At 71.9% G+C, this 21,767-nt stretch carries 18 protein-coding genes and 1 riboswitch; of the genes, 11 read left to right on the top strand and 7 right to left on the bottom strand.

What is annotated here, in order from left to right:
* Positions 1-8: 8 nt before the first annotated feature.
* The 3 genes from lanKC to ACIBUY_RS20470 all read right to left on the bottom strand — a co-directional run bounded on the left by lanKC (position 9) and on the right by ACIBUY_RS20470 (position 4,604).
* Positions 9-2,615, bottom strand: a complete 2,607-nt coding sequence (lanKC, locus tag ACIBUY_RS20480; RefSeq protein ID WP_399153268.1) for a class III lanthionine synthetase LanKC — start codon at positions 2,613-2,615, stop codon at positions 9-11.
* 295 nt (positions 2,616-2,910) lie between these two features.
* Positions 2,911-3,144 carry a ferredoxin gene (locus ACIBUY_RS20475; protein ID WP_365561515.1) on the bottom strand — a complete coding sequence of 78 codons (234 nt, stop codon included), beginning with the start codon at positions 3,142-3,144 and terminating at the stop codon, positions 2,911-2,913.
* Positions 3,145-3,146: 2 nt separating this feature from the next.
* The gene (locus tag ACIBUY_RS20470) at positions 3,147-4,604 is read right to left on the bottom strand and encodes an aldehyde dehydrogenase (RefSeq protein ID WP_365561512.1); all 1,458 of its coding nucleotides are present in this window, start codon (positions 4,602-4,604) and stop codon (positions 3,147-3,149) included.
* Between the two features lie 174 nt (positions 4,605-4,778).
* Here ACIBUY_RS20470 and ACIBUY_RS20465 point away from each other — a divergent pair, with 174 nt between their 5' ends.
* Positions 4,779-5,843, top strand: coding sequence for an MBL fold metallo-hydrolase (locus ACIBUY_RS20465; RefSeq protein ID WP_399153267.1), 1,065 nt, complete (start codon positions 4,779-4,781; stop codon positions 5,841-5,843).
* Between the two features lie 12 nt (positions 5,844-5,855).
* Here ACIBUY_RS20465 and ACIBUY_RS20460 read toward each other — a convergent pair whose 3' ends face one another.
* A complete protein-coding gene (locus tag ACIBUY_RS20460; RefSeq protein ID WP_399153486.1) occupies positions 5,856-6,641 on the bottom strand; it encodes a polysaccharide deacetylase family protein in 786 nt (261 codons plus the stop codon).
* A gap of 169 nt (positions 6,642-6,810) precedes the next feature.
* Between ACIBUY_RS20460 and ACIBUY_RS20455 the strand changes: the two genes are divergently transcribed.
* The 8 genes from ACIBUY_RS20455 (at position 6,811) to ACIBUY_RS20420 (ending at position 14,617) form a co-directional block, all read left to right on the top strand.
* On the top strand, positions 6,811-7,068 hold the full coding sequence (locus ACIBUY_RS20455; RefSeq protein ID WP_365561505.1) for a hypothetical protein: 258 nt from the start codon (positions 6,811-6,813) through the stop codon (positions 7,066-7,068).
* A 13-nt stretch (positions 7,069-7,081) separates the two neighbouring features.
* On the top strand, positions 7,082-8,248 hold the full coding sequence (locus ACIBUY_RS20450) for an SPFH domain-containing protein (protein ID WP_365561502.1): 1,167 nt from the start codon (positions 7,082-7,084) through the stop codon (positions 8,246-8,248).
* Positions 8,249-8,297: 49 nt separating this feature from the next.
* Positions 8,298-8,466, top strand: a riboswitch (cobalamin riboswitch).
* A 41-nt stretch (positions 8,467-8,507) separates the two neighbouring features.
* The gene (locus ACIBUY_RS20445) at positions 8,508-9,737 is read left to right on the top strand and encodes a prenyltransferase/squalene oxidase repeat-containing protein (RefSeq protein ID WP_399153266.1); all 1,230 of its coding nucleotides are present in this window, start codon (positions 8,508-8,510) and stop codon (positions 9,735-9,737) included.
* Positions 9,734-10,399: an SCO2322 family protein gene (locus tag ACIBUY_RS20440; protein WP_399153265.1), complete on the top strand. Its 666-nt coding sequence runs from the start codon at positions 9,734-9,736 to the stop codon at positions 10,397-10,399. Before ACIBUY_RS20445 ends, ACIBUY_RS20440 begins: the two co-directional genes overlap by 4 nt.
* 2 nt (positions 10,400-10,401) lie before the next feature.
* Positions 10,402-11,526, top strand: coding sequence for an energy-coupling factor transporter transmembrane component T (locus ACIBUY_RS20435; RefSeq protein ID WP_365561494.1), 1,125 nt, complete (start codon positions 10,402-10,404; stop codon positions 11,524-11,526).
* Positions 11,523-13,130 carry an ABC transporter ATP-binding protein gene (locus ACIBUY_RS20430; protein ID WP_399153264.1) on the top strand — a complete coding sequence of 536 codons (1,608 nt, stop codon included), beginning with the start codon at positions 11,523-11,525 and terminating at the stop codon, positions 13,128-13,130. The genes ACIBUY_RS20435 and ACIBUY_RS20430 overlap by 4 nt, the downstream gene beginning before the upstream one ends.
* The gene (locus tag ACIBUY_RS20425) at positions 13,127-13,930 is read left to right on the top strand and encodes an ECF transporter S component (RefSeq protein ID WP_365561489.1); all 804 of its coding nucleotides are present in this window, start codon (positions 13,127-13,129) and stop codon (positions 13,928-13,930) included. The genes ACIBUY_RS20430 and ACIBUY_RS20425 overlap by 4 nt, the downstream gene beginning before the upstream one ends.
* A 282-nt stretch (positions 13,931-14,212) precedes the next feature.
* On the top strand, positions 14,213-14,617 hold the full coding sequence (locus ACIBUY_RS20420; protein WP_365561486.1) for a transglycosylase SLT domain-containing protein: 405 nt from the start codon (positions 14,213-14,215) through the stop codon (positions 14,615-14,617).
* 91 nt (positions 14,618-14,708) lie between these two features.
* Here the strand turns inward: ACIBUY_RS20420 and ACIBUY_RS20415 are convergent, their stop codons facing one another.
* Both ACIBUY_RS20415 and ACIBUY_RS20410 read right to left on the bottom strand, forming a co-directional pair.
* The gene (locus ACIBUY_RS20415; RefSeq protein WP_399153263.1) at positions 14,709-15,971 is read right to left on the bottom strand and encodes an alpha/beta hydrolase; all 1,263 of its coding nucleotides are present in this window, start codon (positions 15,969-15,971) and stop codon (positions 14,709-14,711) included.
* A 94-nt stretch (positions 15,972-16,065) separates the two neighbouring features.
* Positions 16,066-17,235 carry a steroid 3-ketoacyl-CoA thiolase gene (locus ACIBUY_RS20410; RefSeq protein WP_399153262.1) on the bottom strand — a complete coding sequence of 390 codons (1,170 nt, stop codon included), beginning with the start codon at positions 17,233-17,235 and terminating at the stop codon, positions 16,066-16,068.
* A 293-nt stretch (positions 17,236-17,528) separates the two neighbouring features.
* On the opposite strand from ACIBUY_RS20410, the gene ACIBUY_RS20405 reads away from it, so the two are divergent.
* Complete coding sequence (locus ACIBUY_RS20405) at positions 17,529-18,779, top strand: cytochrome P450 (protein WP_365561479.1); 1,251 nt, start codon at positions 17,529-17,531, stop codon at positions 18,777-18,779.
* A gap of 159 nt (positions 18,780-18,938) precedes the next feature.
* The gene (locus tag ACIBUY_RS20400) at positions 18,939-20,564 is read left to right on the top strand and encodes a hypothetical protein (protein ID WP_399153261.1); all 1,626 of its coding nucleotides are present in this window, start codon (positions 18,939-18,941) and stop codon (positions 20,562-20,564) included.
* Here the strand turns inward: ACIBUY_RS20400 and ACIBUY_RS20395 are convergent.
* Entirely contained in the window at positions 20,538-21,758 is a 1,221-nt protein-coding gene (locus tag ACIBUY_RS20395; RefSeq protein WP_399153260.1) for a lytic murein transglycosylase, read from the bottom strand. The two genes, ACIBUY_RS20400 and ACIBUY_RS20395, sit on opposite strands and share 27 nt — an antisense overlap.
* Between the last annotated feature and the right edge of the window lie 9 nt (positions 21,759-21,767).

Here is a 21,767-nt window from a genome sequence, read left to right as displayed (position 1 = left end):
AGCCGGCTTCAGGGCCGCCGCAGGGGCGGCAGGAACGGCAGGTGGGCCGGGGTCCCGTGGGCCGCGCCGAGGGCGAGCAGGCACCCTGCCGTGCCGGTGCCGAGGTCCATCGACAGGCGCATCATCTGGTGCCCGGGGAAGGCGAGTTGGTCCTGGTAGCGCATCGACAGCCAGCCCAGGGCGTCGATCTGTGCGGCCAGTCGCGCCCGGGTCGCGCCGGGTGCCGTGGTGCGGGCGAGGTGCATGATCATTCCGGCGCGGCCCTCGAACAGGCCGGGCTGGACGTAGAACCGGGAGGTCGCGGCGGTGACGACGGCCTCGCGCGCCTTCTCCAGGTCCTGGTCGGGGGCGATCTCGAGGTAGTCGTCGAGCACCATGCCGATGCCGACGCTGCCGTCGCCGAGGTAGGGCATCGTGCGCCACCCCTCGTCGACCTGGAGTCCGCCGTCCGACGCCGTCCTGCACCGGTCGAGGTCCAACTGCATTGCGTCTCGGGCGAGTTGGAGCAGGGCGGGATCGCCGGTCCGCTCGTGGCGGCGCAGCAGGAACAGGGCGGGTCCGCTCAGCCCGCGCATCAGGCCGGCCCGGCGCGGTGCACCGTCGCTGCCCCGGGCGTCGGCGTCGCGTACGGCGGTGATCCGGTCGGCGATGACGTCGGTCGCCTCGGCGGCCCGTTCGGCGAGGGTGCTCTCGCCGGTGGCGTGCGCGAGGTGGTCGAGGACGAGGCCGACTCCGGCGAGCCCGCCGCGCAACTCCCCCGCGAGCCGCTGCCACTTCTCGCTCAGCAGGGCGTCGACGAGGTCGAGGGCGCGCTGTGGGTGGCCGAGGCGCTGCAGGACGTACGCGATGCCGGCGAGGCCGTCGTAGAGGCCGAGGGCGGTGCCCTGCGGGGCCGGGTCCGTGTGGTCGAGGAGCCAGCGCTCGCCCTGCTCGTAGCGGGTGCCGCCGCTCTCGGCGAGGGCGTACAGGACGCCCGCGGCGCCGTGCGCGAGGCCGAGGCCGCCGCCGGTGGCGAACTGGACGACGTCGCCGGGGAACAGCCGGTCGTCCCGCTCCGGGGTGGCCGAGGCGAGGACGGCCCGGACCATGGAGTCGCGGCTGCGCGGCCAGTCGCCGGGCTCGGGCACGGCGGCCCCGGCGGACACGGCCCGGGCGGTGCCGGTCGCTCCGCCCGCGGCGACCGGCACGCTGTGGGGATCCCGCGTGATCTCGGCGACGGCCTCGGCCAGGAACTCCCGCGGGACCGTGGGGAATTCGGCGCCGATCACCTCGGCGAGATGGGCGGCCTTGCCCCGGTCGACCACGAACAGCGTGGTCACGGGGAGGAACATCGCGAGGCGCAGACACGCGAGGGCGTAGCGGTCGATGTCGATGCCCGTGCGGTCCATCGGCGCCCAGAAGCCCGGGTGGGCGAGCATCTGGCCGCCCTGTTCCTCGACGCGGGTGGCGGCCTCGAAGTCGATCAGGGTCACGGACCGCTCGTCGGGCGCGACCATGATGTTGAACATGTGCAGGTCGTTGAAGACGATGCCGCGCTCGTGGACGGCGGCCACCGCCTCCTCCACGGCGCCGACGATCCGCAGCGCCCAGTCCGCGTAGTCGGCGACGTCGCGCGGGTCGGGGTCCGGCGCGAGCAGTGGGTGACGCTCGGCGAAGTACGCGTTCAGGGACCGTCCTGGTACGTGGTCCATGGCGAGGAAGCGATGGTCGCCGACCAGGAACCAGTCACGCACCTCGGGGGCGACGCCGAGCCCCGACAGGCGTTCCAGGGCGGCCTTCTCGCGCTCCAGGCGGGCGATGGCGTCGGCCCCGTCGGCGGCCAGACCGGCGTGCGGGCGGCCTTCCTTGAGCACGACCTGCCGGCCGTCGCGGGTGTCGACGCCGCGGTAGACGCCGCCTCCGTTGGAGAAGTGCAGCGCCTTCTCGAAGCGGTACGGGAGATCGGTGACGGTCGTGGCGTTGCGGGCGGCGAGCTGGGGTTCCAGGAAGGCGGGCAGCGTCACCCAGTCCGGCACCCGGAACGCCGGGTCCCTGTTGTCGGGCACGAGGCGGCCCTCGGCGTCCTCGACGGCACCGACGAGCGCCCCGCGTTCGTCGACGACCATGCGGCGGGCGAATGCGCCGTACCGCACGTAGAGCGGCCCTTCGTCCCAGCGGAGGTCGGTGAGGATGTACGGCCCGTCGAAGCCGCGCAGCAACTCGCCCAACTCCTCGAGAATACGGCGACATTCAGCCTCGTCGGCCGGATAGAGGGTGGCGAATTTCCCACTGATGTCGCGTGCCGCGTATTTGACGTTCCGTAAGTGAAGGAGATGCGGAGCGGGCACGAATTTGAAAGGGATGCCACGTGGCACGCAGTAGTCCCAGACGATCGCGGCGATCTCGTCGGCGTGGGCCCGGGTCGCCGACGCGTGGATCTTCCAGCCCTGCAGGGGTCCGGACGGCGCGTCGGGCGTGAGATTCAGCCACTCGCCGTTGCTGTCGGACCGCCATCCGTAGGGCACCGGCCTGCGGGCGGTGTCGTACTGGGGCAGGGCGCCGTCGGCGGACAGCCGGTCCGGGGTCTCGTAGAAGTACGGGTCGGCGAGGGCGTAGATCTCGTACCGCTTGTCCATGGCGTACGTCGCCCTCCTCGGCATCTCCTGCGCGGCTTGACGGCCGGCAATGAGATTCGCATGACACCAAGAGGGCGGACAGTCGCAACTGTCACGAGAGAACCGTGTGGAACGCACAAGGAAAGTAATGTTCGCCTTGTTCGAGTCCGGAATTCACCGGTCCTGCCGAAAGGCCGTCGAATGGCCGTCGAATGGCTGTCGAATGGCTGTCGAACAGCTCCCGGAGAAAGGCCGAAGCCGCCGCACGGGGCGACGGCTTCGGATCGGGTGTGCTCGGTGTCCCGGGGCGGAGGTGTCACTCCTCGGGCGGGAACACCGGTTCGCCGCTGCCGAGCAGCGTGATCATGATCGCCTCGACGGGGCAGCCCTCGGCCGCGGCGAGGACCTCTTCGTTCGCGTCCGTCTCCGGGTCCGCCGGATGGGACTGACGGGCCGCATCGAGGCTGAAGGCGCCCGGCGCGTTGTTCACGCACATCCCGGAGCCGATGCACACGCCCCGGTCGACCTCCACGTGCCAGCGGTCTCCCATGCTCAGCCCTCCCAACCGGCGGGCAGGTGGATCATCTTGTGCTCGAAGTACTCGCCGTACCCCTCGGGCCCGAACTCCCGGCCCAGACCGGAGTTCTTGTAGCCGCCGAACGGTCCGAGCATGTCGAGGCTGAAGGTGTTCACGCTGTACGTGCCCGTGCGCACCCGGCGGGCGATGTCGATGCCGCGCGCGGTGTCGGCGGTCCACACGCTGCCGCTGAGTCCGTAGTCGGAGTCGTTGGCGATCTTCACGGCCTCCTCCTCGTCCCCGTACGGGAGCAGGCAGATGACGGGGCCGAAGATCTCCTCGCGGGCGATGCGCATGGAGTTGTCAACGTCGCCGAAGAGGGTCGGCTCGACGTACCAGCCCCGCTCGAAGCCCTTCGGAATGCCGCCGCCCGTAAGGATCTTGGCGCCTTCCTGCTGGCCGATGCGGATGTAGTCGAGGGAGCGCTGCTGCTGCCGCTTGGCGACGAGGGGGCCGAGTTCGGTGGCCGGGTCGAGCGGATCGCCCACCTTCAGGTTGCCCGCCGCGGTGGCGAAGGCCTCGGCGAACTCGTCGTAGCGGGAGCGCGGTACGAGGATGCGGGTCTGCGCCACGCACGCCTGCCCGTTGATCATCCAGGCGAAGGGCACGATGCCGGCGACGGCGCCCACCGCGTCCGCGTCCTCCAGGATGATCGCGGCGGACTTGCCGCCGAGCTCCAGGGTGACGCGGGTGAGGTTGCGCGAGGCGACCTCCATGACGCGCTTGCCCGCGCCGACGGACCCGGTGAAGGAGATCTTGTCGACGCCGGGGTGCGCGACCAGGTACTCGCTGACCTCGCGGTCCGCCGGGAGGATGGAGAGCACGCCCTCGGGCAGCCCGGCCTCGGCGACGATCTCGGCGAGGATGTACGCGTCGAGCGGCGTCTCCGGCGAGGTCTTCAGGATCACCGGGTTGCCGGCGAGCAGCGCGGGGGCGAGCTTGGCGGCGGCGGTGAACTGCGGGACGTTCCACGGGACCACGGCCGCCACCACGCCCACCGGCTCGCGCCGCACGAGCAGCTTGCCGAGGGCGCCGTCGCGCGTCTCCTCGTACGTGAAGTTCCGGGCGATGGTGAGCGCGGAGTCCCAGACCATCATCGCGGCGAGCGCCTGCACCATGACGCCCGAGGTGTAGGGGGTGCCGTTCTCCTGGCTGATGACGCGGGCGATCTCCTCGTACCGGACCGCGAACGCGTCCTTGATCTTCGTGACGACCGCGATCCGCTCGTCGAGGCTCATCCGCGGCCAGGGCCCGTCCTCGAAGGCGCGGCGCGCGGCGGCGACAGCGCGGTCCACGTCGGCGGGCGAGGCGTGCGGCACCCGGCCGAAGACCTCGCCGGTGTGCGGCGAGACGACCTCGATGACGTCCTTGCCGAGGGGATCGGTCAACTCCCCGCCGATGAACAGCTGTCCGTGTTCCACAAGCTCGGTCATGGCGACTTCCGCTTCCGTGAGACTGCCTTGAGGCTTCCGACGTACGGTTTCTGACGGTGTTTCAGAACTGATACCAGTTCTACTTGTCATGCGGAAGGGCGGTGCACGATCGCGAACTCGGTTGGCCCGGGCGACCATTGAAACAAGTTCTACATTTTCCACTACAGTGGCCGGATGACGAAGGCGACGCAGGCGACGGGCCAAGTGGCCGACCACGGCGGGGGCGTTCAGAGCATCCGCGTCCCGATCCCCGACAACCCGCTGGGCCACACGCTCATCTATGTCCTGGACACCGACGCGGGCCCGGTCCTCGTCGACACCGGCTGGGACGACCCGACCTCCTGGGACGCGCTGACGGCGGGCCTGGAAGCCTGCGGCACCCGGGTCTGCGACCTCTCCGGCGTCCTGATCACCCATCACCACCCGGACCACCACGGGCTTTCGAGGAAGGTGCGCGAGGCCTCCGGGGCCTGGATCGCGATGCACGAGGCGGACGCGGCCGTCGTCCGCCGCACCCGCGAGAACCCGCCGTCGCGCTGGTACGCGTACATGGCCGCCAAGTTGCTCTCGGCCGGGGCGCCCGAGGAGCACGTCGCCCCGCTGCTCGCCGCAGCCGAGGCGGGCCGCCCGCGCGCGCTGCCCGGGCTCGACGCGGCCCTGCCCGACCGCACCATCACCCCCGGCGACCTCCTCGACCTGCCCGGCCGCAGGCTCCGCGCGATCTGGACCCCGGGCCACACGCCGGGCCACATCTGCCTGCACCTGGACGAGGCGCACCCGGCCCAACTCGCGGGCAACGGGCGCCTGTTCAGCGGCGACCACGTGCTGCCCGGCATCACCCCGCACATCGGCCTGTACGAGGACCCGGAGACAGAGGGAGGGGTCACGGACCCGCTCGGCGACTACCTCGACTCGCTCGAGCGGATCGGCCGCCTGGCACCCGCCGAGGTCCTCCCGGCCCACCAGCACGCGTTCACCGACGCACCCGCCCGCGTACGGGAGTTGCTGGAGCACCACGAGTCCCGCCTCACGGACCTGCTCGCCCTCCTGGCGACCCCGCTCACCCCATGGCAGCTCGCGGAGCGGATGGAGTGGAACCGGCCGTGGGCCGACATCCCGTACGGCTCGCGGAACATCGCGGTGTCGGAGGCGGAGGCGCACCTGCGCAGGCTGGTGAAGCTGGGGCGGGCGGAGGCGGTGACGGGCAGCGATCCGCTGACGTTCGTGGCATCGCCCTGACGCGGCCCCGCGTCACTCGTCGAAGACGCTCCGGTACACCCCGCCCGCCCCGGGCACGTCGGGTGCGAAGAGCTGGGAGACCGTGACCGGGGTCAGGCCGCGGGCGCGCAGGCCGTCGATGATCGCCGGGACCGCGGGGACCGTGCCCGGGTAGATGTCGTGGAGCAGGATGATGCCGCCCGGGGCCGCGCCGTCCAGGACGCGCCTCGTGATGACGCGGGGGTCGTGGTCCCGGTAGTCCTTCGCGGTGACCGACCACAGGATCTGTGCGAGCCCCAGCGAACGGCTGACCTCGGCGACGCGCTCGTCGGTACGTCCCTGGGGCGGTCGCATCAGGGTGGGTGCGCGCCCGGTCAGCTTCTTGATCTGCCGCTGCACGAGGGTGAGTTGGCGACGCAGCTCCGCGTCCGTGACCTCCGTCAGACGCGGGTGGCTCCAGCTGTGGTTGGCCGGCTCGTGCCCCTCGGCGGCCTCCCGCAGCACCAGGTCCGGATACCGCCCGACGCCGCTCTTGCCGAGCAGGAAGAACGTGGCGTTGACGCCCTTGGCCTTCAGCACGTCGAGGAGGCGGGCGGTGTAGGGCCCGGGGCCCGCGTCGAAGGTCAGGGCCACGCAGTCGGTCGCACGGCAGTCCACGGGGTGGGGCGTGCCCCACACGGGCCGCGGCGTGGGCGAGGACGTGACGGACGGCCGCGGTTTGGACTCCACGGGCGGGCGGTCCTGGGCGGCGCAGGACGGGAGGGCGAGGGCGGCTGCGGCGAGGGCGGCAGCGGCGTACCAACGGCGGGTGCGGGGCAGGTTCACGGGAGAGCCGTACCAACCGGCAGCGGTTCCCGGTCCGCGTGACACACCGTCACCCGAGGCTGTCAAGCCGTCCGGAGGATCTTTGCTTCACGTGGATAGTGCCCACGTCATCACGGGCGTATGGTCTGGGCTCTCAGAGAGAACGACAAGGGGGCGGCCGCCGATGGCGCCGGACGAGGCTGTGGTCGGCTGTACGGGGAAGCTGGTTCTCGGCACCCGGGGTTCCGGTGGGCCGGGCGAGGTGCTGGTGCAGGTCAGGGGTGGGACCGAGACGTTCATGGCGTGGTCCGACGAGCCCCTCCCACGGGGAGCGACCGTGCTCGTGATCGAGTCCCGCGGCACCCGGCAGGTCGATGTGATCGCCTGGAGCGACCCGTTGCTGGACACACCCTCCGACGGCGACACCGGCGGCGCCCGCTAAGGAGACGTCAAGGATGTTCGGATATCGCGTTCCCGCACCCGACGAGGCGATGCTGATCTCGGGTGGGAGGCGGGGACTTGGGGGAGCGCCGTTCCGCGTCGTCACCGGGCACGGGAAGTTCGTTCTGCCCGTGTTCCGCAAGACCCGCTTCCTCTCGCTCGCGATGAGCGAGGCGGAGGTCGTCGAGAAGTGCGTGACCAAGCAGGGCATCGCGCTGACCGTGCGGGCCGTGATCGCGTTCAAGGTGGGCAACGACCCGGAGTCGATCATCAACGCCGGGCAGCGGTTCCTCTCCGACCAGGAGCAGATGTCGATCCTGACCGGGCGGATCTTCGCCGGTCACCTGCGGTCCATCATCGGCTCGATGACCGTCGAGGAGATCGTCACCGAGCGGCAGAAGCTGGCGACGGAGGTCCTGGACACGTCGAAGGCGGAGATGGCGAAGATCGGGCTGCACGTCGACTCGTTGCAGATCCAGTCCATCGACGACGGCCAGACCGGATACATCGAGGCGATGTCCCGGCCGCACAAGGCCGCCATCCAGCGGCAGGCGCAGATCGCCCAGGCGCAGGCCACGCAGGCCTCGGCGGAGGCGGAGCAGGCGGCGGCGCGCAAGCAGGCCGAGTTCGCGCGGCAGACGGCGGTCGTGCAGGCCGAGTACAGCGCCGAGGTCGACCGCGCCAAGGCGCAGGCCGCGCAGGCCGGGCCGCTCGCGCAGGCGCACGCCCAGCAGGAGGTGCTCGCCGCCCAGACGGAACTCGCCCTCAAGCAGGCCGAGTTGCGCGAGAAGCAGCTGATCGCCGAGATCGTGAAGCCGGCCCAGGCCGACGCGGAGCGCATCCGCGTCCTCGCCCTGGCCGAGGCCGAGCGGATGAAGATCCAGGCCGAGGCCGCGGCGTCGTACGACCGGGTCGCGCTCGACCGGATGCTCATCGACCAGCTGCCGCAGATCGTGAAGGAGGCCTCCGCGGGGCTCGCCGGGGCGAACGTGAACGTGCTGAACGGGGCGGACGGTCTGGGCGAGATCGCAGCCGGTCTGGTCGGGCAGGGTCTGACGATCCTGGACTCGGTCCGCAAGAACCTGAACGGGGAGGACGGCTCGGCGGGGGCGGGCGCGGCGATCGAGCGGTACCTGGGCTCGACGCGGGGGGACGACGACGGGCCCGTCGACATCAGGTGACGCCGGCACGCTCCTGGCGGAGCGCTTCCACTCGCCCGGCCGCCCTTTCGGACCGGCCGGTAGAGTGGGTGCGTCGTCAGTACGCGCGTACGAGGGGAAGCCGGTGGAATTCCGGCGCTGACCCGCAGCCGTAAAGCCGGATTTCCTGGTGCGCGCCTGATCGGCTCAGGACCGTCGAGGCATACGGAACCGGAGCCGCCCGGTGCCGAAAGCGTGCCGTGCCGCCCGGCTCCCCGCAGGGAGAGGCACCCGCCCCACCATGAACATTCGCCGCAGCGGCGCGCTCGTCGCCGCCACCGTCGTGATCGGCGCCGTGAGCGCGCAGGCCGCGGTCGCGGACGGTGCCTCCCCCTCCGCATCGCCGAAGGTCGTCGTACCGTCGGGCCTGTACGGCAAGGGCGACCCCACGTACGACGGCGTGTGGCGGCAGTCGCTCGCCTTCGTCGCGCAGGACACCGTCGGTGTGCACCCCGCGGCCAAGGCCGTCGACTGGCTCGCCGGGCAGCAGTGCGCGAACGGCGGCTTCGCCGCCTTCCGTGCCGACCCCGCCAAGGCCTGCGACGCCAAGACGGCCGTCGACAGCAACAGCACGGCGGCCGCCGTGCAGGCGCTCGCCGCGGTCGGCGGCCGGGACGCCGCGGTCACCAAGGGCGTCGACTGGCTGAAGAAGAACCAGAACGCCGACGGCGGCTGGGGCTATCTGCCGGGCGGCGCGAGCGACGCCAACTCCACGTCCGTCGTCGTCGGCGCGCTCGCCGCCGCCGACCAGAAGCCCGCCGGCGTGAAGTCCGCCGACGGCAAGTCCGCCACGGACGCCCTCGCCTCCCTCGCCCTGCCGTGCTCCGACGGCAAGGGCGCGGGCGCGCTCGCCTACCAGCCCGACAAGAAGGGCAGGCTGACCGCGAACGCCGACGCCACCGCGGCCGGTGTCCTCGGCGCGCTCGGCACCGGCTTCGCGCCGGGCAAGGGCAAGGCCCCGGACGCGTACACCTGCGAGGACGGCAAGACGGCCGAGGCGCTCGCGCACAACGGCGGCGTCTACCTGCAGAACCAGCTCTCCACGCACCTGTACCTGAAGTCCCAGCTGGCCGGTGCCACCGACAAGCCCGACTACGGCAACACGGCCGACGCGGTCACCTCCATCGCCGCCGCCGAGGGCATCAAGTACACGAAGGACCCGTACGCCTGGCTGGAGAAGAACGCCACGGACTGGGCCGCGCAGTCGGGCCCCGCCGCGTACGCGCAGCTGATCTTCGCCGCGCACGCCACCGGCAACGACCCGCGTGACTTCGGCGGCACCGACCTGGTGAGCGCCCTGAACAGGACGGGCCCTGCCCCGGCCTCCGCGGACTCCTCCGACGCGGGCGACAAGAAGAAGGACGACGACAACGGCGGCGGCTTCGGCACCTGGTGGATCGTCGGCGTGATGTTCGTCGCGGCCATGGGCGCCGGGTTCCTGATCAGTGGCCGCAAGAAGCAGCAGCTGTGAGCCGCGGGGGCCGGGCGACCGGGCTCGTCCTGACGCTGTGCGCGCTGCTGCTCGGCCTCGCCGTCGCTCCGGCGCAGGCGGCGGGCTACCGCTACTGGTCGTTCTGGGAGCGGGACGGCGCGTCATGGACGTACGCGTCGATGGGTCCGTCCCAGACGACGCCGTCCGACGGTGACGTGCAGGGCTTCCGGTTCGCGGTGAGCGCGGACTCCAAGGACGCCACGCAGCCGCGCGGCACGGCGGATTTCGCCGCGATCTGCGCCACAACGCCCGCCGAGAAGGACACCAAGCGGGTCGCGCTCGTCATCGACTTCGGTACGGCGCAGGACGCGCCCGGCGGCGAGACCCCGCCGCGGCCGCGGACCGCGTGCGCGCGGGTCGGCGAGGACGCGACGACGGCCGACGCGCTCGCCTCCGTCGCGAAGCCGCTGCGCTACGACAGCAACGCGCTGCTGTGCGCCATCTCCGGCTACCCGAAGTCGGGCTGCGGCGAACAGGTCTCCGGCAAGACCACCGACGCACCCGCCACCGGGACCACCCGTGACGCGGACAAGTCGTCCGGCTCCGGCAGCGGCCCCTCCGTCGGTGTCCTCGCCGGTGTCGCCGTCGTCGCGCTGCTCGGCGTGGGCGCGATCTGGCAGGCCAAGCGACGCCGCGGCTGACGATGTCTGCTGTCCGTACGCTGCGGGCCCCGCGGGCCCACCGTTCCAACGCCGTGCATCCGGGCGCCTGGTGGATCTGGGCGCTCGGCCTCGGCACGGCCGCGTCGCGCACGACGAACCCGCTGCTGCTCGCGCTGCTCATCGGCGTCGCCGGTTACGTGGTGGCGGCGCGGCGGACTCAGGCGCCGTGGGCGCGCTCGTACGGGGCGTTCGTGAAGCTGGGTCTCGCCGTGATCGGCATCCGCCTGGTCTTCGCGACGGTCCTCGGCTCGCCGATCCCCGGCACGCACGTCCTCGCGACGCTCCCCGAGGTGCCGCTGCCCGACTGGGCACAGGGCGTACGGATCGGCGGCAGGGTCACGCTCGAGGGCCTCACGTTCGCGCTCTACGACGGCCTGAAGCTGGCCACGCTGCTGATCTGTGTGGGCGCGGCGAACGCCCTCGCGTCCCCCTCCCGCCTCCTCAAGTCCCTGCCCGGAGCGCTGTACGAGGCGGGGGTCGCGGTGGTCGTGGCGATGACGTTCGCCCCGAACCTGATCGCGGACGTACGCCGCCTGCGCGCGGCCCGACGCCTGCGCGGCCGCCCGGACAGCGGCCTGCGGGGTCTCCTCCAGGTCGGACTCCCGGTCCTGGAGGGCGCGTTGGAGCGCTCGGTGTCCCTGGCCGCGGCGATGGACGCGCGCGGCTACGGCCGCACCGCCGAGGTCCCCACGGCCGTCCGCCGGGCCACCGCCGCCCTCACCCTGGGCGGCCTGATCGGGGTCTGCGCGGGAACGTACGGCCTGCTCGCCTCGTCCGGCGCGGGCTACGGCCTCCCCGTCCTCCTCATCGGGGTGGCGTCGGCACTCGCGGGCCTGTGGCTCGGCGGCCGCCGCTCGGTGCGCACCCGGTACCGCCCCGACGTGTGGGGCGTACGGGCCTGGCTGATCGCGGCGTCCGGAGCGGCGGTGGCCGCAGTGCTGATCTGGACCGGCACACGGGACCCGTCCGCACTGCAGCCGCAGGTCGTGCCGCTGGTCGCGCCGACCCTGCCGCTGTGGCCGGCGGCGGGCATCCTGCTGGGCCTGCTCCCCGCGTTCGTAGCCCCGCACCCCTCGCCGAAGCAGCCGACGGAGCCCGCCCAGTGATCCACTTCGAGAACGTCTCGGTCCGCTACGACGACGCCCCGCACCCCACCCTCACCGGCATCGAACTCACGGTCCCCGAGGGGGAGTTGATGCTGCTCGCGGGCCCGTCAGGGGTGGGCAAGTCGACCCTGCTCGGCGCGGTCAGCGGCCTGGTCCCGCACTTCACGGGCGGCACCCTCGCGGGCCGGGTCACGGTGGCGGGCCGCGACACCCGCACCCACAAACCGCGTGAACTCGCGGACGTCGTCGGCACGGTGGGCCAGGACCCGCTCGCCCACTTCGTCACGGACACGGTCGAGGACGAACTCGCGTACGGCATGGAGTCGTTGGGCCTGACACCCCCGGTGATGCGCCGCCGCGTGGAGGAGACCCTCGACCTCCTCGGCCTGGCCGGCCTCCGCGACCGCCCGATCTCGACGCTCTCCGGCGGCCAGCAGCAGCGCGTGGCGATCGGCTCGGTCCTCACCACGCACCCCAAGGTCCTGGTCCTCGACGAACCGACGTCCGCACTCGACCCGGCCGCGGCGGAGGAGGTCCTCTCGGTCCTCCAGCGCCTGGTCCACGACCTCGGCACGACGGTCCTCATGGCGGAACACCGCCTCGAACGAGTCGTCCAGTACGCGGACCAGGTCGCCCTGCTGCCCGCCCCCGGGGCGCCCCTGCTGGTCGGCGACCCGGCCACGGTGATGGCGACGTCGCCCGTGTACCCGCCGGTGGTGGGGCTCGGCCGCCTGGCGGGATGGGACCCGCTTCCGCTCACGGTGCGGGACGCTCGGCGCTCGGCGGACGGCCTTCGATCCCGCCTCGCCGGTCTCGGTCCGTCACCGGAGGACGACCGCGCCCCTGACGGAACCGATCTTGCCGTCGTCCGCAGGCTGGGGGTCCGCCGCGGGCGCGTGGAGGCCCTCCGCCATGTCGATCTCACGGTCGCTCCGGGCGAGATCATCGCGCTCATGGGCCGCAACGGGGCGGGCAAGTCCACGCTCCTGTCCAGCCTCGTCGGCATGATCAAACCCACCGCGGGAACGGTCACCGTCGGCGACGCGACGCCGCACCGCCTGGCGCCCCGCGACCTGATCCGCAAGGTGGGCCTGGTCCCCCAGGAACCCAGGGACCTGCTCTGCGCGGACACGGTGGCGGCGGAGTGCGCGGCCGCCGACAAGGACGCGGCAGCGACCCCCGGCACCTGCCGCGAGCTGCTCGCCACGCTCCTGCCCGGCATCCCGGACGAGACCCACCCGCGCGACCTCTCCGAGGGCCAGCGCCTCACCCTCGCCCTGGCCATCGTCCTGACCTCGGCCCCGCCCCTCCTGCTCCTGGACGAACCGACCCGGGGTCTGGACTACGCGGCGAAGGCCCGGCTGGTGACGATCCTGCGCACGCTCTCCTCCCGGGGCCACGCGATCGTCATGGCGACGCACGACGTGGAACTGGCGGCCGAGCTCACCCACCGGGTGGCGATCCTGGCGGACGGCGAGATCGTGGCGGACGGCCCGACCCCGGAGATCGTCACGTCGTCCCCCTCCTTCGCCCCGCAGGTGGCCAAGATCCTGGCCCCGCAGCAGTGGCTCACCGTGAGCCAGGTGGAGCGGGCCCTGTCATGACGAACCCCGTCCGGCTCGGCCCCCGCTCCGTCGTCGCCCTCCTCCTCGTCAGCGCCGTCGGCGTCGTCGCCATCGGCTGGCCCCTGATCACCGGCCCCGGCTCCCAGGTGAACGCCCACGCCCAGGACGCGCCCTGGCTCTTCGCCGGGCTCCTCGTCCTCCTCGTGGCCGTCGTCGCCGCCACCATCTCCGAATCCGGCCTGGGCCCCAAGGCCGTGGCCATGCTCGGTGTCCTCGCCGCGGCCGGCGCCGCCCTGCGTCCCATCGGCGCGGGCACGGCCGGCATCGAGCCGATGTTCTTCCTCATGGTCCTCAGCGGCCGCGTCCTCGGCCCGGGCTTCGGCTTCGTCCTCGGCTCGCTCAGCATGTTCGCCTCGGCCCTGCTGACCGGCGGGGTCGGGCCCTGGATGCCGTTCCAGATGCTGTCCATGGGCTGGTTCACGATGGGCGCGGGGCTGCTCCCGGGCCCGCACTCCCTGCGCGGTCTGCCCGAGCGCGCGATGCTCGCCGCCTACGGCTTCCTCGCCGCCTTCGCGTACGGCACGATCATGAACCTGGCCGGCTGGCCGTTCATGAACGCCCTCGCCTCCTCCGTCGCGTACCAGCCGGACGCCTCGCTCCCCGACAACCTGGCCCGCTTCGTCGCGTACTGTCTCGCCACCTCGCTCGGCTGGGACCTGGGCCGCGCCGCGCTGACCGTCGTCCTGACGCTCACGGCCGGCGGCGCCGTCCTGAACGCCCTGCGCAGGGCCACGCGCCGCGCCGCCTTCGAGGCGCAGGTCACATTCGACGACCGCTGAGGGTCCCGTCGCCGTGAAGCGCCCCACATGACGGAGGTCACCTCCTAACGGGAATCGTAGGCGCCCTTTATGTTCCCTTGACCCGTCGCACCCCTCTGACCTGCGACATGAGATCCAGACCACAAAAGGGACATAAGGCCTACGTACGACTTCCACTAGCAAAGGGGGTCTTTGCGGAACGCCCTGGGGGCCTGTTTCTCTGGAGCGGTCGCCGAGCACGACGGGCTCCACCGGGAGCACCACCGCGCTTCGACACCCCCGTCCCCCACGGAAGGCCCCGCTTTGTCCGCCACGCTCCTGAGCCGCATCGCCACCCCGAAGAAGGCCGTCGCCGGTGCCGCCATCGCCGCGGCCACGACGGGCATGCTGTTCGCCTCGACCCCGGCCCAGGCCGCTCCGGCCTCCGCCAAGGCGATCGCGCAGCAGAAGATCTCGGACTCGGCGCAGTTCCGGTGCTTCGACAACATCGTGTCCCGCGAGAGCGGCTGGAACCCGAACGCGACGAACGCGTCCACCGGGGCGTACGGCCTGGTCCAGGCGCTGCCCGCCAACAAGATGGCGTCCGCGGGTTCCGACTGGAAGACGAACCCCGAGACGCAGATCAGCTGGGGCCTCAGCTACATGAACGAGCGCTACGGAAGTGCCTGCGGCGCTTGGTCGGCATGGCAGGCGCAGGGTTGGTACTGAGCCCGGCCGGGTTCTTTGAGGGGCGGCATCCTTTGGATGCCGCCCCTCTTGGTTTGTCGTCACAGTGCGGACCGTGGGGCTTCTCGCGCCCCTAAGGGGTCTGCTCGAACCAGCGGGTTATCTGCGGGGCCGATTTCGCGAACGAACCGAAGTGGTCCACCGCCCCCTGGTCCAGCACCCGGATCCGACCCGCCCCCGCCCCCGCCAACTGAGCCGCGCAGCTCCCCGCATTGCCGATCGGGACGTCCGTGTCCGCGGCCCCCGCATACAGCCGCACCGGCACGTCCGGCTTCCAGGCGCAGGCGGTGTCGTTCGCGTCCAGGGCCTCCTTCAGTGCGCCCGTGGGGTGCTGCATGCGCGCGTAGAACTCGGGGGTGAGCAGCTCCTTGACCGACCCGGGGAGTGCAGCGACCACGTCCTCCTCCGTGTGCTCCCCGTCGAAGAGCGCCTCGACCCGGTCCGCGTACGGCGCGCGGAACACCTCGCCCGGGTCCTTGTAAATCGAGTGAAGGCGGTTCTGGGCGACCAAGAAGTACGAGGTGTAGAAGAGCCCGCTGGTGTTGTTGACGCGGCCGTCGAACAGGGCCGGGATCTCCTCGCCCGACAGGTCGTAGGGGCCGCTGACCGGGGCCAGGGCCCGCAGCCGGAAGTGGCGGTCGGCGCCGGATTGCAGCGCGTCGCCGAGGGCCATCGCGACCTGCCCGCCCTGGGAGAACCCGGTGGCGTAGACGTCGCCGGTGAGCGGGCGTCCGAGCCGGTCCGCGGCGTGGCGTGCGGCCCGCAGCATGTCGAGGGAGGCGGTCACGGACGAGGCCGTGTCCATGTACGGGTGGACACCGGGGCCCTGCCCGAGGCCGAGGTAGTCGGGGGCGGCGACGGCCTTGCCCGCGGCGGCGTTCAGGTACGACGGGACGCGTCCGAAGTCGTCGCCGACGGAGGGCGCGTAGTCCCGGTGGACCATGGTGCCGTGGGTGTCGGAGACGAGGCCGAGGCGGTGGTCACCGCCGCGCGGGAGGGTGAACAGGCCGGTGGCGGTGGTGGGCCGGCCGTGGGCATCGACGGTCCGGTACGTCAGGCGGTACGCGGTGACGCCGTACCGGACGCTGCTCGCGTCCATGTCGCGGGCGGTGAGCCAGCGCGTGACACCGGGCCGGTCGAACCCGGCGACGCGGGTGACGGAGACGAGCGAGCCGCGCTCGCCATGAGGGCGCTCGGCCGCGGTGTGGCCGCCCGCCGCGACGGCGGGAGCGGCGGCGCCCCCGGCGAGCAGCAGGGCGACAGCCACCGCGACCGCCTGCCGTCGACGCCTCGAAGTCCCCTGGCCTGTACGCGAGTTGTACGTGTCGTTGGTCATGGCACGACAGTAGGAATCGCACCAGGTCCGGCGACATCCGAGCCACCCCCGGCCCGGGGGTGGACCTGGGCCCACCCCGGTCCAGGGGAAGGCCCTACAGCCGCTGGATGATGGTGCCGGTGGCGACCGCTCCGCCCGCGCACATCGTGATGAGCGCGAACTCCTTGTCCCTGCGCTCCAGTTCGTGCAGCGCGGTGGTGATGAGGCGGGCGCCGGTGGCGCCCACGGGGTGGCCGAGGGCGATCGCCCCGCCGTTCACGTTCACCTTCTCCAGGTCCTGCTCGAAGACCTGCGCCCAGCTCAACACCACTGAGGCGAAGGCCTCGTTGATCTCGACGATGTCGATGTCCTTGAGGGTCATCCCGGCCTTGCCGAGGACGGCCCGCGTCGCGTCGACGGGCCCGTCCAGGTGGTAGTGCGGGTCGGCCCCGACCAGGGCCTGGGCGACGATGCGGGCGCGCGGCTTCAGCTTCAGGGCGCGGGCCATCCGCTTGGACGCCCACATGATGGCGCAGGCGCCGTCGGATATCTGCGACGAGTTCCCGGCGGTGTGCACCGCGGTCGGCATGACCGGCTTCAGCCCGGACAGGCCCTCCATCGTGGTGTCGCGCAGCCCCTCGTCCCGGTCGACGAGCCGCCACATGCCCTGCCCGGCGGCCTGCTCCGCCTCCGTGGTGGGCACCTGCACGGCGAACGTCTCGCGCTTGAACCGCTCCTCGGCCCACGCGACGGCGGCCCGCTCCTGCGAGATGAGGCCGAGCGAGTCGACGTTCTCACGTGTCAACTCGCGCCGTCGGGCGATGCGTTCGGCGGCCTCGAACTGGTTGGGCAGGTCCACGTTCCACTCGTCGGGGAAGGGCTTGCCGGGGCCGTGCTTGGAGCCGGAGCCGAGCGGCACCCGCGACATGGCCTCGACGCCGCAGCTGATCCCCACGTCGATGACGCCGGCCGCGATCATGTTGGCCGTCATGTGCGAGGCCTGCTGGGAGGAGCCGCACTGACAGTCCACGGTCGTGGCGGCGGTCTCGTACGGCAGGCCCATGGTGAGCCACGCCGTGCGCGCCGGGTTCATGGACTGCTCGCCCGCGTGCGTGACCGTGCCGCCCACGATCTGCTCGACGCAGTCCGCGTGGATGCCGGTGCGGCCGAGGAGTTCTCGGTACGTCTCCCCCAGCAGGTACGCCGGGTGGAGGTTGGCCAGCGCACCCCCGCGCTTGCCGATGGGCGTGCGTACGGCTTCGACGATGACGGGCTCGGCTGCCATGACGGTCGTCCTCTCCATGCTTCCCGGACCAGCAGGACAGAACGGGCACGCGTTCCACAGACACTCCGCGGCACTCTGCGGACACTCTGCACACGGCTCGCACGAAACTAGAACGCGTACCAGTTCTCCAGGCAGTCTCGATGTGATTACCCCCGGTACGCAAGGGTCGTGCAAGCACCGCGCACGGAACCGACACACCCGTGGCCCTTGCCACTTCTAGAACGCGTTATTACCTTTCCAGCCAGAACTGACGGTCAGTCAGAACATCAGGGATGAACCAACGGGAGTGACCCATGCCGTGCCCCGCGCTGCCCGACGGGTTCGACTTCACGGACCCCGACCTGCTCCAAGACCGCGTCCCCCACCCGGAGTTCGCCCAGCTGCGGCAGACCGAGCCGGTCCGCTGGATTCCGCAGGAGCGCGGCATCACCGGCTACGACGACGAGGGCTACTGGGCCGTGACCCGGCACGCGGACGTCAAGTTCGTGTCCACGCACCCCGAGCTGTTCTCGTCGAACCTCAACACCGCGGTGATCCGCTTCAACTCCTCGATCCAGCGCGACCAGATCGAGATCCAGAAGCTGATCATGCTGAACATGGACCCGCCGGAGCACACCCGCGTGCGCCAGATAGTGCAGCGCGGCTTCACGCCGCGCGCCATCCGCTCGCTGGAGGACATCCTGCGCAAGCGGGCCCGCGACATCGTGGCCAACGCGCTGCAACAGGCGGGCCCGGACGGCTCGTTCGACTTCGTCAACAACGTCGCCGTCGAACTGCCGCTGCAGGCCATCGCCGAACTCATCGGCGTAGAACAGAAGGACCGCTCCAAGGTCTTCGACTGGTCCAACAAGATGGTGGCGTACGACGACCCGGAGTACGCGATCACCGAGGAGATCGGCGCCGAGGCCGCCATGGAGATCATCGGGTACGCGATGAACCTCGCCGCCGACCGCAAGCAGTGCCCGGCCAAGGACATCGTCAGCCAGCTGGTCGCGGCGGAGGACGAGGGGAACCTGTCCTCCGACGAGTTCGGCTTCTTCGTGATCCTGCTCGCCGTCGCCGGCAACGAGACGACGCGCAACGCCATCACCCACGGCATGCACGCCTTCCTGACCCACCCCGACCAGTGGGAGCTCTACAAGCGCGAGCGCCCGTCCACCACGGCCGAGGAGATCGTGCGCTGGGCGACCCCGGTCGTCTCCTTCCAGCGCACCGCCACCCAGGACACCGAGCTCGGCGGGGCGAAGATCAAGGCGGGCGACCGCGTCGGCATCTTCTACTCCTCCGCCAACCACGACCCGGAGGTCTTCGACAACCCCGACACGTTCGACATCACCCGCGACCCGAACCCGCACCTCGGCTTCGGCGGCGGCGGACCGCACTACTGCCTCGGCAAGTCCCTCGCCGTCCTGGAGATCGACCTGATCTTCAACGCGATCGCCGACGCGATGCCGACCCTCCGGCTGACCGGCGACCCGCGCCGACTGCGCGCGGCCTGGCTCAACGGGGTGAAGGAGCTGCAGGTGTCGACGGCGGCCGGGTGAACTTCGGCCGGAACTGCCCGCTCCTCTTGCCGATCTTCACTCGCGAGTGAACATTTCCGTTGCGAAAAGCGTCTTCGTGCGTGAAGCATGCCCATGCGCCCTGTGCCTGCGCCATGCCCCACGCCCTGCCAACGCCCGCGACGGATCGGACGAGTACCCGTGGCCACGGTCGACCTGCCCCTAGCACGCCGACGCCTGGTGCTGACCGGGCACCACCGCGTGGCCCTGCTCGCCACGGCGCCCACCCTGCCGCTCTACGTCATATGGGCACTGTTCCTCGCGACGGGCGGCGGCGATCTCGCGGCCCAGCAGGCCTGGGCCCGGTTCGCCGCCGACCACGGGGCGTCCGCGTACAACCTGTTCTGGTACGGCGGCATGCACACCGCCAACTACTCGATCATCTCCCCGTACTTGATGGCCGGGCTCGGGGTGCGCCCGGTGACGGTGGCCTCCGGGCTCGCCGCGGCCTGGCTCGGCGCGGTGCTCATCTCGCGCACCGGCATCCGCCGCCCGCTGGCCCCGGCCGTCCTGCTGTCGCTTGCGCTGTGGTGCAACGTGGCGTCGGGGCGTACGACCTTCGCGCTCGGCGTGGCCTTCGGCCTGGGCGCCTGCGTGGCGCTGACGGCGCAGCGCAGGACCGTCGTCGCGGTGGTGTGCGGCGCGCTCGCCACGATGGGCTCCCCGGTCGCCGGACTCTTCCTCGCCGTCGTCGGGGGCGGGTATCTGGGCGTACGCGACTGGAGACGGGCCGCGGCGCTGATGGTGCCGCCCGCGGTCGTGGTGGGCACGACGACGCTGCTCTTCCCGTTCAAGGGCGAGCAGTTGATGTCCCTGGACCGGATCTGGCCGCCCGTGCTGTTCTCGCTGGCGCTGATCGTGGCGGGTCCGCGCCGCTGGCGGGTCGCGCGCTGGGCCGCGGGGGTCTACGCGGTCGGCACCGTCCTGACGTACCTCATCGACTCCCCCATCGGCACGAACGTGGAACGCCTCGCCGAACTCGTGGCACCCGCCGTCCTGTTCGCGGCCTGGCGCGAACCGGCCCGCAAGAAGGTCCACGCGACGATCCTCGTGATCGCCCTCGTGCTGTCCTCGGCATGGGTGGTGAAGAAGACGGCCGACGACCTGGTCGTCTCGACGAAGGTGCCCGGGTGGGCGGCCGAGACGCACGGCGTCGTCCAGGAGTTGAAGCGGCTCGGCGCCGACCGCGCCCGCGTCGAGGTGGTCCCGGCGCGCAACCACCGCGAGGCGACGCGCCTCGCCCCGTACGTGAACATGGCGCGCGGCTGGAACCGGCAGCTCGACATGGAGCGCGGGCGGCTCTTCTACGACGGCACGTTCTCGGCGGCGACCTACCGGGCGTGGCTGGACCGCTGGGCGGTCGGCTTCGTCGTGCTGCCCGAGGGCAAGCCGGACGGGTACGCCAAGGAGGAAGCGGCGTTCGTGCGCAGCAACCCCGGCTATCTGGAGCCGGTGTGGCGCGACCCGCACTGGCACGTGTACCGGGTGCGGGACGCGGTGCCGCTGGTGTCCGCGCCCGCGTCCGTGGTCAGTTCGGACGGGGCGCGGGTCACGGTCCGCTTCAAGGAGGCGGGGACGGCGACGCTGCGGGTCGCCTACTCGCCCTGGCTCAAGTCCGAGGGCGGCTGCCTGCAGATAAGGGAGCAGGGCGAGTTCACCGAGCTGACCGCTCCCGCGCCCGGTGTCTACCGGGTCGGCTCGCACTGGGAGCAGTCGTCGTCACCGACGCCGGGCGGCCCGTCAGCCGCCGGGTGTGGCACAGGGTGAGGGACTGTCCGTCGGGGTCTGGGTCGGGCTCGGCGAGTCCGTCGGCGTAACGCTGTCGCTCGGGCAGGGCGAGGTGCTGCCCGGGTCGGTCGGCTCCCCGGTCGGGGGCTCGTCCGTGGTGGGCGGGTCCGTCGGGGGTGTGGTCGGCGGGTCGGTGGGCGGGGTGCTGCCCGGGTCGCCCGAGTCGGTCGGGTCCGGGCTCGGGCCTGTGCTGTCCGTGGGGTCCGGGTCCGGGGACGTGGTCGGCTTCGGGGACGTGGTGGGCTTCGGGCCCTGCGTCGGGTCGGGCCCGATGACGATGCCGCCGCCCTTGCCGTCGGCGCCCTTGCCGACGGGTTCGGTGGCGGGGGTGTCGGACCCGGCGCCCGGACTGACCGGGACGACGCCCTTGCCGTCCGGCACGGTGTGCACGCCTTCGCGGTAGAACTCCAGCCAGTGCAGGACGAGTTGGAGATAGTCGCGGGAGTAGTTGTAGCTGAGGATCGCCCGCTCCAGGCCGCCCGCGGTGCCCAGGTCGCGGCCGCCCGCGCACAGGTAGTGGGCGGCACCGAGGGCCGCGTCGAAGATGTTGTTGGGGTCGGCGCGTCCGTCGCCGTTGCCGTCGGCGCCCCAGCGGCGCCAGGTTCCGGGCAGGAACTGCATGGGGCCGACGGCCCGGTCGTACACGGCGTCGCCGTCCCAGGCGCCGCCCTCGGTGTCCCGGATCAGGGCGAAGCCCTTCCCGTTCAGTGCGGGGCCCGTGATGCGGTGCCGGGTGGTGCCGTGCGCGTCGACGTCACCGCCGCGGGCCTGGCCCGACTCCACCTTGCCGATCGCCGCGAGCAGTTGCCAGGGCAGCCGGCAGCCCGGGTCGGTGCGGGCCACGGACGACTCGGCGCGGCGGTAGGCGGCGAGGACGGTCGCCGGGATGCCGGACTGGGCGCGGATCTGCTGCGCGGGAAACGAGGTGTTCGGGGCCTTCGGGGTCTCCAGGGGCGGCAGTTCGGTGTGGTACGAGTCGTCGCCCTGGGAGGCGACGCGCGGCAGCGGGCCCTCGGCGAGCGCGACCGGATCGCTCCCGCTCTGTCTCTGCCCGGTCAACTCCCGTACGACGTCAGGGGCTTGGGACGCGGTGAGCAGCGCGGTCGCGGCGACGGCCACGGCGGTGCCGCGCAGCCCGCGGTGCAGACCGGAAGGTAGGCGCGGGGTTCGCATGGGGTCCTC

Origin of the sequence: Streptomyces sp. NPDC050085 (assembly GCF_044460595.1) — a bacterium.
Classification (GTDB): Bacteria; Actinomycetota; Actinomycetes; order Streptomycetales; family Streptomycetaceae; genus Streptomyces.
The sequence above is the reverse complement of the archived record's forward strand: the minus strand, read 5'-3'. Positions and strand labels throughout refer to the sequence as shown.